The organism is Bradyrhizobium sp. NBAIM01 (genome assembly GCF_020194115.1).
Classification (GTDB): Bacteria; Pseudomonadota; Alphaproteobacteria; order Rhizobiales; family Xanthobacteraceae; genus Bradyrhizobium; species Bradyrhizobium yuanmingense.
The window spans coordinates 839,893-852,425 of the sequence record NZ_JADYVU010000003.1 but is presented as its reverse complement, the minus strand read 5'-3'; the positions used below and the strand labels follow the sequence as shown (position 1 = coordinate 852,425).

Below are 12,533 nucleotides of genomic sequence, written 5' to 3'. Positions count from 1 at the left end.
TACAAAGTTTTGCCCAGGAGGCGAGCGTGAGCGAAGGAACGGCCGAGACGGGCGCTGCAACAGGCGGCGTCAACATCCTGCTGCGGCTGGAGGGCCTCACCCTGTTTGCAGGGATGGTGACGCTCTATACGGCCTGGGACGGGTCGTGGCTGGTGTTTGCGCTGCTGTTCTTCGTACCCGATCTGAGCTTCCTGGCCTACCTGTCCGACGCCAGGTTCGGCGCGATGGTCTACAACGCCGCCCACAGCTACTTGGTGCCGGTGGCGCTGCTGACGCTGGGCTTCGCCCTCGCCTCGCCCCTCACCCTCTCCATCGCCTTGATCTGGCTTGCCCATATCGGCATCGACCGGGCGCTCGGCTACGGCCTGAAATATTCCGCCGGGTTCGGCTTCACCCACCTGGGGCGGATTGGGCGGCAGAGGGACTCCTGATCTCCCTTCCGGCTGAGTGCGTAGCCCGGATGGAGCGGAGCGTAATCCGGGACGGTGCAGCGCGGGCGCGATTCCCCCGGATTTCGCTGCGCTCCATCCGGGCTACAGGACCGCATTTGTCGCACCAGCGGGTTGACCGGGCCGACCGATTCAGGCTTGCTCCGAGTCAGATCAGGCGCCGAATGTTGCGTGAGCCCAATCGGTACGGCGGTGATCATCATGCCCTAGCTCCAGCGTCTACCTACTGGCATCACCGAGATGTCCGCGACGGTCGTCCCCTTGCCGCCGAACCCAGCGTCCGAAACGATCGACTTCCTGCGCCGCATGGCCGGCATGGTGTCGGGGCGGAACGGCGAGATGCTGCTGCGCGCAGCCAGCATGATCGAGACGCTGAGCCAGCGGGCGATGTCGGCCGAGCGGCTCTATCATCAGGCGCAGGAAGAGAGCACGCGCAGCGCCGTGCTGCGCGAGTCCGCCGAACTCGCCTCCGACGCCATGGTCGGCCAGATCGCGGCGCTGCGGGCACAGCTCGCCGAGCTCACCGCCGCGACCGCAGCCGAGCGCGCCGCCTTCGATGCCGAGCGCGGCAAGCTGCTCGAGCTGATGCAGCATGCCGAGAGACATATCGGCAAGCTCACGACGGAGCTCGACAGCTTGCGCGCCTCCGTCGACAGCCTCAACGAGACCGCGGTCTCGGTGCCGATCGAAGTGCTGCGGCTGGCGCGGACGCAGTTCGATTATCTCTCCAGCGGCTTTACCCGGCGCGGTGATCCGATCTCGCAGGCCATGAGCGAGATCGGCGGCTTTGCGACTGACCGGGCGCTCACGGCAAAACCCGACAACGCCTGAACTCCGTCCCCGAAATCGTCGACTTTCAGCTCGAGCTGGACCGCCGGGTTGGCGCTCAGAATAGCCGAGGAGTTGCCGATGGCTGCGTGGTGTTGCCATGACGTCATCATAGCGGTGACACCGAATCCACTACAAGGCCGGGCGTTCGAAAGCGATATCAGCGCAGCAATACCCCGCGACCGGAGAGAACAATGTTCGTCGATATCGATAATGCATCACTCGCGATGGCAGGCTCGAGCCTGCCCGGAGATCAACCTATCTTCATGATCAATCTTCTCCGTTATCGGAATGAGGCCTTGTACCGGGACAAGTCCGAGCTTCCGGCCTGTAGCGGCCGCGAAGCCTATTTTACGCGCTATGTCCCCGCATTTCGCAAGATCGCGACTCCGCAAGGGGTCAGGCCAACTTGGCTTGGATCTGTGGGAGCTCTGCTGGTGGCCGCGCAAGGCGAAGCCTGGCACGACGCCGCAATCGTCCGTTACCCTGACTTCGCGACCTTTCGAGCGATCGTCTTGAGCTCCGATTACCGGCGTGAGGCCGAGCCCCACCGTTTGGCCGCGCTCGCCGATTGGCGCCTGATTGCGACGACCGAGGTTCAGGTGCCGGCTGATCTGCAACCGCGCGCTTAAGCTGACCGTGTGGGATCGGGTTGCTTCTCCATCAACCACACGGTCGCGCTAGATCGCGCCGATCTCGGCAAGGCAGGCTTGCGTCAGCGTCATGCGAGCCTCGATGTGCCGTGGCTCTTTGCAATCCATGTTGAGCGCGAACACGGTATGTGCCTCGCCCTTCTCGGCCCAGCCGACCATCCAGCCGAGCGACGGCTCGCCGCGCTCGGCGCCCAGGAGACCAGATTTGGCGCGGATGACGGCGTTGCCGACCTTGGTCGCCGGCAGGATGTCGGCGACGAGATCCTGGCTGCGCTTCGAGATCGGCAGCGCGCGGCGGCGCAGCCGGTCGACGAAATCGACTTGCTCGACCGGATCGATGCGCAAGGCCCCGGTGAGCCAGAACTGGTCGATGCCGCCGCCGATGTCGCGATTGCCATAGTCGAACGCGTCGACATATTGCTGCATACGCACCTCGCCGATGCGGCGCGCGATCTCCTGATAGACCGGCACCGCGCTCACCGCGATCGCGCTGCGCAGCGTGTGATCCTTGTTCCAGGTCTCGATCGGCCGCTTGACGCCGTCCCAGGCAAACACGTCCTTGTCGGGGTCAGTGACGACACCGGCCTCGAGCGCAATCAGCGAGTTGGGAATCTTGAAGGTCGAGGCCGGCAACTTGCCCTCGCCCGAGCGCTCCTTGTCGCTGGCGACGATCAGATAGTCCTCGACCTTGTAGCCGACGAAGGTGCCCGACGTGCCGAGATCGGTGAAGCGCTTTGCAAGAGCGTCGCGGATTTCATTGCGCGGCGGCGCGACATGGGCGCGCGCGCGTCCAGGCAGGATCGCGGTTGCGGCGAGGAGGCCGAGGGTGGAACGGCGGGTCAGCAAAAGCGATATCCGTGAGCAGCGAAAACCAGCGCGACCATGCAGCCGCTAAGTGTTGAAACGATGACAGGTTGTTCTTACCGCCCCCGGCCCGACAGCCGCAGCACGAACACCAGCACCTCGGCGACGGCCTTGTAGAGATCCGGCGGGATCTCGTCGCCGAGCTCGACCTTCGACAGCGCGCCGGCCAGGACCTCGTTCTCCTCGATCGGAATGTCGTGGGCCTTGGCCATCTCGACGATCTTTTCGCCGATCGTGCCCTTGCCCTTGGCGACGACGACGGGCGCGCCGGATCCCTTCTCGTAATGCAGCGCGATCGCGAGCTTCGACGGATCGCTCATGTGGCGCGATCCAGGAAGTGGCCGGCGCGGGCCGGCGCCGGTGGCGGCGGCGTGCCGTCGCGGACCACGATATCACCGGGCTTGAGCTCGGCCTTGGTCAAGGCCTGGCTGAGCTCACCGATGCCGGCGCGGAGCTGCTGCGCCGTGGCCGGCCGCTCCGCCCACATCCGTACGAAGGTCTTGTCGCCGTTCAGCGTGATCAGCGCATGCACGGGTCCGACCGGCTCGACATTGAGCGAGAAGCGTGCGCGCCAGGTGCGCTTGGCGGCATCGTCCGACTCATTGCCGCCATCGCGCGAGATCTCGAACTGCGCCATCGCGGTACCTTGCGGGGTCGCGAACGGAATCTCGAAATTCCACTGCGGCACGGCCGGATCGATGCGGTGGCCGCTGGCGTCGGTGCGATCGGGAAGCGATGCGATTTGCAGCAGCGTCTGCCGCGCGATCGCGGCATCGGTGTCGTCGAGCAGGCGATGCACGGTCGCAGCCAGCGGCGTATCCGGTGCGAGCGATGGCGCGGCGATGGACTGAGGTGCCGGCAGCGCACCGCGGACTGGCGGAGGTGCCGTATGTGCGGCCGCCTCGAAGATATGGGCGTCCGGCACGGACTTGTTGGAGCCCGGCACGTTGCCGGTCAGGCGCGGCAGGTTTTCCGTGACCTCCTGCAGCAGGCTCGCGGCAAGGCCCCCGGACATGGTGCGCGACACCAAGGCTTGCGGATTGTTCCCCGCCGCATGGGCCAGCACGGCGACAGCGAGCGCACCGCGCGACGCTTGCGCCGGTTGGGCGAGTTCCGGCAACGCCGCTTGGGCCGTTTCGCCCGCCAGCGCGGAGGCTGCGGTCTGCGTCGTTGCCGCAGCACTCGCCGGCAGCGCCACACCTGGCGCAGTTGCTTGCGGCGCGCCGGAGGTCGATGCCAAGGTCTGGCGCAACACCAGCAGAGCGGCCTTCAAGTCCGGGATCGTGCCGGAGGACGGCGTTGTGCCTGCGGCCAATGACGCCTCGAGAAACAGCCCTGACTTCTGGAACGCGGATTCGATATCGCCGCCGTCGAGGGCGGTGTTGAGCGGCGTCTGCTGCGCCAGCACATCGAGCACCGCCTGCTTCAGCCCTGCAGGCAGTTTGCTGTTCGTCACGACGGAGGCCAGGTTGGCGAACAGCGCTGCCTGGCTGCCCTGTTTGGTCGCGGCGTCGGCAGAGGCCGTCTGAACGGCGACCTGCTCGGACGGAGTGAGGGTGTTCCGTGCCGTGGCCCCCGACGGCGCCAGCGGCGGGCTCTCCACCAGCGAGGCCGCGCGCGGCGTCAGCGTGACCTGATCTCCCGCCGCCTCGCCTGCCCCACCCATGACCGCGAGGCGAATGGTGCCGTTGCTCTGCGAGACCGCGAGCTGGAGATTCTGCCCCGGCGTCAACGCCACCTCCGACATCACGTCCATCGCCAGGTTGGCGATCGCGATCCGCACCAGATTGTCGGCGAGCACGCTGACCACCCTGGCATCGACGACACTGCCGGCTTGCAGCACGAGATCCGGCGTCGCCGCATCAGCCGGGCGGCTGGCAGCGTTGACGGGAGCGATGGGGGTGACCGGCGTCGGCATCTCGGCAGCCCTAGGGGAATGCTGGCTACCGTAACCGCTGCCTCGTAAACCTCTCGTTAACCTGGCACGGCCGGCGGCTTCACCGCCGCCAGAACCGTCGCAGCGGCCTGGAAATCCTTCAGGCGGGCGGCGCGGCGGGCGGCCGCCTCCTCGTCCAAGCCCCATTGCTCGACGTTCCAGTCCTCGTCGACATGGGCGGCGGCCCAGACCTGGTCGGCATCGCGCACGTCCTGGTCCAGCGCCAGCGCGAGCAGCGCCGATCCGGTCAGGGTGGTCACCATGTGGAGCGCGGCGACCGACCAGGGGTCGCCGGGCAGCGCGGCCCGTGCGGCCTTCACCGCCTCGTCCGGCTGCTTCACGTGCATGACGCCTTCGGACAGGATGAAATGCGCACCCAGCGTCTGCGCCGCCCAGGACAGCACAGGATCCCAATGCGCGGCCTCCCGGGCGACCAGTCCCTCAGGATGGCCGGCACGATAGAACAGCAGGTCAGACTCGAAATATTTGGCGAGGTCGTCGCTGACGAGCTCGACGCGATCGACAACGCCCTCGACCACGCTGTTGGCGATGCGCGTCAACGGCATGGTCACGGGATCGATCGCCTCGCCTTGGGCGGACCATTCCGCGGCGACACTATCTGCGAGCGCGCGCGTCGGGATCACCAATTGGCGGCCGGAGGGCGTACGGATCGGCTTGCCGTCGAGAGTGATGGCGAAGCCGCCCTCGGCATCGACGACGCCGGCCTCCTTGTAGAAGCGATTGCGCAGCAGCGTGCGCGCGGACGCGCGCGCCGATTCCCGGGGATCAGGCGGGGGCTGCCCCGCAGCTTCTTCGAACAATTCGCGCATGTCGTTTTTTTGTTCCTGTCGTCAGTCGAATTACCAGTGTCGTCACGGCCTCGCCAGTAGGACCAGGAGTGCTGCTAGTTCGCACACATGCGCGCGTACGTGCCGCGATCGGCCGGCCCCAGTCCTGCGGCTGCGCCGTCGTGAAGATATTTCGTGACGCGATCGCTGAACGAATTGCGCGGGAGCGGCTGGTAGTTGTAGCGCGGCGGCGCGTCAAACTGCGGAACCTTGGGCACCTCGATCTTCGGCGGCGGTGGCGGCGCAGGCAGCGGTGGAGCGAGCCGCGATGCGTCCGGCGAGACATATTGCGCGCAGGCGGCCGGCTCTACCAACAGAGTAGCCAAGAGCGCAAAGCAGATCGACAATCGTCTCATGGGGGAACATGTCGTGCGCCAGCCGCCCCTATTCAACCTCACTATTCTTCAGGCGCGTTCTCGATCGGATCAAATCTGGTTGCGTCCAGACCCAGCAGGTTCCACGACTGCTGCATGTGCGGCGGCAACGGCGCGGTGGCGTCGATCACGCCGCCGCGCGGATGCGGGATGACGATCCGGCGTGCGAGCAGATGCAGCCGGTTCTGCAAGCCGCCCGGCAGCTGCCAGTTCTCGATGTTGAAATATTTGGGATCGCCGACGATGGGATGGCCGATATGGGCCATGTGGGCGCGCAGCTGGTGGGTGCGGCCCGTCACCGGCTTCAGCGACACCCAGGTCAGCTTGTTGCCGGCGGTCTCGACCACGGCGTAGTACGTCACCGCGTGGCTGGCGCCCTCATCGCCATGCTGGGCGATGCGCATGATGGTGTCGTCCTCGCCCTCCTCCTTCGCAAGGAAGGTCGAGATGCGCCCCTGCTTCGGCTTCGGCAGGCCCGGCACCAAGGCCCAATAGACCTTTCGCGCCGAGCGCGAGCGGAACGCGCCGGTCAGGTGTGAGGCAGCGAAGCGCGTCTTGGCGATCAGGAGACAGCCCGAGGTCTCGCGATCGATACGGTGGACGAGACGCGGCTTCTGGCCTTTGGCATCGCGCATCACCTCAAGCATCTGGTCGATGTGCCGCGTCATGCCCGAGCCACCCTGCACGGCAAGGCCGGCCGGCTTGTTCAGGACGAGGACGTCGTCGTCCTCCCAGATCGTCATCTCCTTCAGCGCCTTCAGCGTCTTCTGCGCGGCCTCCGAGAGCTCGCCGACGACCTTCGGCGCATCGAGCTTGAGCGGCGGGATACGGACGCTCTGTCCCTCCTCCAGCCGGTCTTTGCTGTCGACGCGCTTGCCGTCGACGCGCAGCTCGCCTTTGCGTACGACGCGCTGGATGTGGGAGAACGACAGGCCGGGAAAGCGCGCCTCGAGGAATCGATCCACGCGCATGTTGTTCTCGTCGGCCGTGACCGTGACGGTCTGCACCTTGGTCGGTAGCAGCGCCTCGACGGACTTTTCAGGCGCAGGCCTCTCCTGGACCGCTTTGGGCGGACGCCGCTCGGCGCGCTCGCCAACAAAGCGCGGCGGCTTACCGCCGGGCTTGCCACCCGGACGCGGTCCGGCCTTCTTCGCGCTACGCGCCTGATGCGGCCGCGAGTCGTCGCGCTCGTCACGCGAGCGCGGCTTTGGGTTCATTCTCTTGATGCGGCGGCTCATGGTTGCCTGCGTACCCTAAAAGCGGCCTTCCGTCACGACGAAATGGCCGCTTCTAGGGCGAGCCGCCCCGCTCCTTGCGCAGCTTGGCCCAGTAATCCAGCCGCTTCCTGATCTCGCGTTCAAAACCGCGCTCGGGCGGGTCGTAGAAGGTCTGACGTCCCAGGGCCTCCGGGAAGTAGTCCTGGCCGGAGAAGGCGTCCGGCGCGTCGTGGTCGTATGCGTAGCCGGAGCCGTAGCCTTCCGACTTCATCAGCTTGGTCGGGGAATTGAGGATGTGCTTTGGCGGTAGCAGCGAGCCGGCCTGCTTGGCGACCTGCATCGCGCTGCCAAAGGCGGTGTAGACCGCGTTCGATTTCGGCGCGGTGGCGAGATAGACCACGGCCTGGGCGATGGCGAGCTCGCCCTCGGGATGGCCGAGGAAGTCGAAGGCGTCCTTGGCGGCATTGGCGATGACGAGCGCCTGCGGATCGGCCAGCCCGATGTCCTCGACCGCCATGCGCACGACGCGGCGGGCCAGGAACAGCGGGTCCTCGCCAGCGTCCAGCATGCGCGCGAGGTAATACAGCGCGGCATCGGGATCGGAGCCGCGCACCGATTTATGCAGCGCCGAGATGAGATTGTAGTGGCCGTCGGCCGATTTGTCGTAGATCGGCGCGCGGCGCTGCAGAATCTCCTGCAGCTGCGCGGCATTGAAAATCTCGTCCGCCCGCGCCGAACGCCAGACTTCTTCGGCGAGCGTCAACGACGCACGGCCATCGCCGTCGGCCATGCGCACCAGCACCGCGCGCGCCTCCGCATCGAGTGGCAGCTTCCTGCCCTCGACGGCTTCGGCATGCACGAACAGCTTTTCGATCGCGGCGGCATCGAGCGAGCGAAACACCAGCACGCGCGCACGCGAGAGCAACGCCGCATTGAGCTCAAAGGACGGGTTCTCGGTGGTGGCGCCGACCATGACGACAGTGCCGTCTTCCATCACCGGCAGAAAGGAGTCCTGCTGGGCGCGGTTGAATCTGTGCACCTCATCGACGAAGAGCAGCGTGCCCTTGCCCATCTCGCGACGGGCGCGCGCGGCATCGAACGCTTTCTTGAGGTCGGCGACGCCAGAGAACACCGCAGAGATCTGCTCGAAATGCAGATCCGTCGCGTCAGCCAGGAGCCGCGCCACCGTGGTCTTGCCGGTGCCGGGCGGGCCCCAGAACACCAGCGAGCCGAGCGTGCGCGTTTCCAGCATGCGCGTCAGCGCACCATCGGGGCCGAGGATGTGATCCTGGCCGACGACCTCCGACAGCGCACGCGGGCGCAGCCGGTCCGGCAGCGGATGCGGAGCATCGTGATCGAGCCCCGCCGCAGCAAAGAGAGTCGGTGTCTCCGTTGGTCGCTTCGGACTCATCCGCCCAGCGTGACGTTGATCTGCTGGCCACCACGCACCAGCGTGATGCGCCAGATCCGTGCCCGTTCACCTGCAGCCTTCTCGAGGTCGCCGGTCTTGCTGATCTTCTGATTGTTGACGGCCAGGATGATGTCGCCCTTCTGGAAGCCGACACTCGCAGCCGCGGTATCGCCGCCGATATCGGTGATCACGACGCCTTCAGTGTCGGCATCCAGACGCAGCTCATCGGCGACGGCCGGCGTGATGGTCGAAACCTTCGCGCCCTGGAACGGCGACCGCGCGGTGACGACGAGCTCGTTGCGCCCGGTGTCGGGCGCGGTCTCCAGCGCCACCGTCAGCTTCACCGACTTGCCGCCGCGCTGCACGTCGAGCTGCGCGGTGCCGCCGAGCGGACGGGTTGCGAAGCGATAGTCGAAGGCGTTGGGATCATCCACGATCTGGCCGTCGATCCCGGTGATGAGGTCGGAGGATTTCAGGCCGGCTTTCGCCGCCGGACCGTTCGACACCACGCTCGCGACCAGCGCACCGGTCGGCGAGCGCAAGCCGAGGCTCTCGGCGATGTCGGGCGTCACCGCCTGCAATTTCGCACCGAGCCAGGGCCGCTTCACCGCCTTGCCGCCGCTCTTGGCGGAGGCGACGACGACGCGCACCATGTTGGCGGGAATCGCAAAGCCGATGCCTTGCGAGCCGCCGGAGCGCGAATAGATCGCGGTATTGATGCCGGCGAGCTTGCCACCCATGTCGACCAGCGCGCCGCCGGAATTGCCCGGGTTGATCGCCGCATCGGTCTGAATGAAGAACTGATAGTCGGTGATGCCCACTTGCGTGCGCGCCAGCGCCGAAATGATACCCTGGGTCACGGTCTGGCCGACGCCGAACGGATTGCCGATCGCGAGCACGACGTCGCCGACCAAGAGCTCATCGGAATTGGTGAAGTCCAGCGTCGGGAACTTCTCCTTGCTGTCCTTCAGGCGCAGCACGGCGAGATCGGTCCGGGAATCCTTGAGCAGGATCTCGGCCTCGAACTCGCGCTTGTCCGACAGCGACACCTTCACCTGGTCGGCGCCCTCGATGACGTGGACGTTGGTGACGACGAGGCCGGAGGTATCGACGATGACGCCGGAGCCGAGCGAGCGCTGCATCTGCTCGGGCTGCTGGCCCGGGACGCCGAAGAAGCGGCGGAAGATCGGATCGTCCAGTAGCGGATTGCGGTTCTGCACCACCTTTGCGGCATAGACGTTGACGACCGCCGGCTGCACCCGCTGCACGATCGGCGCATAGGACATCCGCAGCTCGGCCGGCGACGACGGGACCCGACGGTCCTGCGCAGCAGTCGGATTGAAGGTGGCCGAGAAGGCTACGCACAGCGCCGTAAGGGCGGCAGTCCAGGTCGCTCGAAACATTCCTACCTCTTGGAAAAGACGCCGGAATATAGGCGCGTTCGCCTCCCAATAGAAGGCCGCCGGCGGGCAATATTCGGTCCCTTCGCAGCCGTGTCCGGCATGCAAGGGTGCCGTGCGAATCGGCCATTTGCCCGGCGGCGGATTGGCATGATGTGCGTCATCTTGCATGGTGGTGTGAAGCGGATTCGGTTGCGGCGAATTTGCATCAGTGGGAACCGACGCAACCGCTCGCAGCGTCGCGGGGCAGTCATCGATCACACCTAGGCTCTCCGTTCGCGACTTGGGGAAAACAGTCAGATGATGGAGCGTAACGTGAGCAGAACAAGAATTGCGGCCACCGCGATTGGTCTCGCCGGCGCGCTGGCGGCCTCGCAGGCCCAGGCCCAGTCGGCAAGCAGCAGCGAGCAGGAGATCGCGCTGTTGAAGCAGCAGTTGAAGATGCTCGAGCAGAAGCTCGACAAGCTGCAGAGCCAGACCGCGGCGAACACGGCGGCCACAGCAAAGGCGAAAGTCGAGGCCAAGGCAGAGGCAAAGGCCGAGGCGCGCGCGGAGGCAAAGGCCGCGGTGGCCAATGCCAACGCGGCAATCCCCGTCAAGGGGCCGGCGCCGGCGTCCGGCGTCGTCGTGACGATGCCGAACAACCGGCCGACGATCTGCACCGCCGACCAGGCCAACTGCGTCGCCATCACCAGCCGCCTGCATTGGGACGTCGGCGGCTATGACTATCGTCCCAACACCGCGGCCACCGTGCCGCAAAAGCTCGATAGCGGCCAGAACGTCCGCCGCGCGCGCATCGGTGTCACCGGCAAGTTCTTCCACGATTGGAATTTCGCACTGGTCTACGATTTCGGCGGCTCGTCCGACGGATTTGGCGGCGCCGCGCCGGGATCGCTGCCCGGCGGCGGCGTCTCCGGCGTCGAGAACGCCTATATCAGTTATACCGGCCTGAAGCCGTTCGGCGGCAAGATGGCGATCGAGGCCGGCATCATGGACCTGCCCTACACCATGGATGAAGCCACGAGCTCCAACGACATCATGTTCATGGAGCGCGCCTCGCCCGGCGTGATCGCGACCAACATCGCCGCCGGTGACTTCCGTTCCGCAGCCGGTGCGCGCTGGTTCAACGACCAGCTCTGGATCGGCGGCTATGTCACGGGACCGACGACTGGTGCGATCCATTCCGCCTCGAGCGCGGCGCCGCCCGGCACCAGCGAGCAATATGGTGCCGTGGCGCGCGTCGCCGGCAATCCGATCAGCACTAAGGACTACTCGGTGCATATCGGCGCCAATGCGCAATGGCTGATCCAGCCGCCGCGCAATCTCATCGCCAACACCCAGACGGTCACGCTCAGCGATCGTCCGGAATTGCGTCTCGACCCGACCACGCTGATCTCGACCGGCGCTATCGCCAATGCCTCGGGCGCGCAGGTCTACAGCGTCGAGGCGGCGGCGACCTACGGTCCGTTCATCGTCCAGGGCGAGTATTTCTGGTACAATGTCGATCGTACCGCCAACACGGCCGTGCCGCTGACGGGTGCACCGAGCCTGAAATTCCAGGGCGGCTATGCGCAGGCCGGCTATGTGCTGACCGGCGAAGGCCGCTCCTACAATGCGGCGAACGCGGCCTATAGCGGCGTCAAGCCGGCGCATCCGTTCTCGCTCGACGGCGGCGGCTGGGGCGCGTGGGAGATCGCAGGACGGTTCTCGACGATCGACCTCAACGATCAGCTCGCGACCGCGAGCGGCGTCGCAGGCGGCCGGCAGACCGTCTATACGCTCGCGCTCAACTGGTACGTCAACGGCAACGTGCGCTTTATGCTCGACTATCTGCACGGCACGGTGTCGCGACAGGCCTCGCCGATCTCGACCGCCGACGTCGGCTCGAAGTTCGACGCGGTCGCGATGCGCACGCAGTTCGCGTTCTGAGACTCTACACATCTCCCATTGGGAGAGGTCGCGCCGAAGGCGCGGGTGAGGGGTTACGTTCCATCGAGGATGACGGCGCCCCCTCACCCGAATTGCTTCGCAATTCGACCTCTCCCCGTCGGGGAGAGGTAACGAACCGCACCGCCTGCTTTCTCCAAATCACGCCGCGCGCTTCTTCTTCACGACCACGGGCGGCGGCGCGCAGGACAACCGCTCCTGGTGGCTCTCGCCCCAGGCCTTCAGGATGTCGATCACGGGCCTCAGGCTCTCGCCCAGCTCGGACAGGCAATACTCCACGCGCGGCGGCACCTCGGCATAGACCTTGCGGATGACGAGCTTGTCTTCCTCCAGCGCGCGCAGCTGCTTCGTCAGCATGCGCTGGGTGATGCCAGGCATCCGGCGGCGCAATTCGCCGAAGCGCTGGGTGCCGCTCTGCAGGTGGTAGAGGATCACGCCCTTCCACTTGCCGTCGATCAGGTCCAGCGTCGCCTCGACCGAGCAGCCTGGACGGCGGGCGAAGTTACGGCGTTTCATGCGGCTTTTTCCCAATAGTATCCAAACAGGGACTGTATCCCCAAATTTACAGTACTTGCCAAATAGGAGCCAGAGCGACAGTTAGGGCAG

Annotated in this window: 13 protein-coding genes; 4 read left to right on the top strand and 9 right to left on the bottom strand. The window is 66.1% G+C overall.

Annotated features, from left to right (window positions below; all coding sequences use genetic code 11):
- The first annotated feature begins 26 nt into the window (after window positions 1-26).
- The 3 genes from I6F31_RS15010 (at window position 27) to I6F31_RS15000 (ending at window position 1,909) form a co-directional block, all read left to right on the top strand.
- A complete protein-coding gene (locus I6F31_RS15010; RefSeq protein ID WP_225185629.1) occupies window positions 27-431 on the top strand; it encodes a DUF4260 domain-containing protein in 405 nt (134 codons plus the stop codon).
- Window positions 432-689: 258 nt separating this feature from the next.
- Window positions 690-1,280 (top strand): hypothetical protein, encoded by a 591-nt coding sequence (locus I6F31_RS15005; protein WP_225185628.1) that lies wholly within the window; start codon window positions 690-692, stop codon window positions 1,278-1,280.
- Between the two features lie 191 nt (window positions 1,281-1,471).
- Window positions 1,472-1,909 carry a hypothetical protein gene (locus tag I6F31_RS15000; RefSeq protein WP_057029649.1) on the top strand — a complete coding sequence of 146 codons (438 nt, stop codon included), beginning with the start codon at window positions 1,472-1,474 and terminating at the stop codon, window positions 1,907-1,909.
- 48 nt (window positions 1,910-1,957) lie between these two features.
- On the opposite strand, the gene blaOXA is transcribed toward I6F31_RS15000, so the two are convergent.
- From blaOXA to I6F31_RS14960, 8 genes are all read right to left on the bottom strand, one after another.
- Window positions 1,958-2,776 carry a class D beta-lactamase gene (blaOXA, locus tag I6F31_RS14995; protein WP_225185627.1) on the bottom strand — a complete coding sequence of 273 codons (819 nt, stop codon included), beginning with the start codon at window positions 2,774-2,776 and terminating at the stop codon, window positions 1,958-1,960.
- A gap of 74 nt (window positions 2,777-2,850) precedes the next feature.
- Window positions 2,851-3,114 (bottom strand): EscU/YscU/HrcU family type III secretion system export apparatus switch protein, encoded by a 264-nt coding sequence (locus tag I6F31_RS14990; protein ID WP_225185626.1) that lies wholly within the window; start codon window positions 3,112-3,114, stop codon window positions 2,851-2,853.
- Window positions 3,111-4,712 (bottom strand): flagellar hook-length control protein FliK, encoded by a 1,602-nt coding sequence (locus I6F31_RS14985; RefSeq protein ID WP_225185625.1) that lies wholly within the window; start codon window positions 4,710-4,712, stop codon window positions 3,111-3,113. Before I6F31_RS14985 ends, I6F31_RS14990 begins: the two co-directional genes overlap by 4 nt.
- 56 nt (window positions 4,713-4,768) lie before the next feature.
- Entirely contained in the window at window positions 4,769-5,560 is a 792-nt protein-coding gene (locus I6F31_RS14980) for an ATP12 family protein (RefSeq protein WP_225185624.1), read from the bottom strand.
- Window positions 5,561-5,634: 74 nt separating this feature from the next.
- Window positions 5,635-5,934 (bottom strand): hypothetical protein, encoded by a 300-nt coding sequence (locus tag I6F31_RS14975; protein ID WP_225185623.1) that lies wholly within the window; start codon window positions 5,932-5,934, stop codon window positions 5,635-5,637.
- 41 nt (window positions 5,935-5,975) lie between these two features.
- On the bottom strand, window positions 5,976-7,190 hold the full coding sequence (locus I6F31_RS14970) for an RluA family pseudouridine synthase (protein ID WP_036041468.1): 1,215 nt from the start codon (window positions 7,188-7,190) through the stop codon (window positions 5,976-5,978).
- A 52-nt stretch (window positions 7,191-7,242) separates the two neighbouring features.
- Window positions 7,243-8,580: a replication-associated recombination protein A gene (locus tag I6F31_RS14965; protein ID WP_225113222.1), complete on the bottom strand. Its 1,338-nt coding sequence runs from the start codon at window positions 8,578-8,580 to the stop codon at window positions 7,243-7,245.
- Complete coding sequence (locus tag I6F31_RS14960; RefSeq protein ID WP_225185622.1) at window positions 8,577-9,983, bottom strand: DegQ family serine endoprotease; 1,407 nt, start codon at window positions 9,981-9,983, stop codon at window positions 8,577-8,579. The genes I6F31_RS14965 and I6F31_RS14960 overlap by 4 nt, the downstream gene beginning before the upstream one ends.
- Before the next feature lie 312 nt (window positions 9,984-10,295).
- Here I6F31_RS14960 and I6F31_RS14955 point away from each other — a divergent pair, with 312 nt between their 5' ends.
- Window positions 10,296-11,909, top strand: coding sequence for an OprO/OprP family phosphate-selective porin (locus tag I6F31_RS14955; RefSeq protein WP_225185621.1), 1,614 nt, complete (start codon window positions 10,296-10,298; stop codon window positions 11,907-11,909).
- A gap of 159 nt (window positions 11,910-12,068) precedes the next feature.
- Here the strand turns inward: I6F31_RS14955 and I6F31_RS14950 are convergent, their stop codons facing one another.
- Window positions 12,069-12,443, bottom strand: a complete 375-nt coding sequence (locus I6F31_RS14950) for a helix-turn-helix domain-containing protein (protein WP_057029641.1) — start codon at window positions 12,441-12,443, stop codon at window positions 12,069-12,071.
- Between the last annotated feature and the right edge of the window lie 90 nt (window positions 12,444-12,533).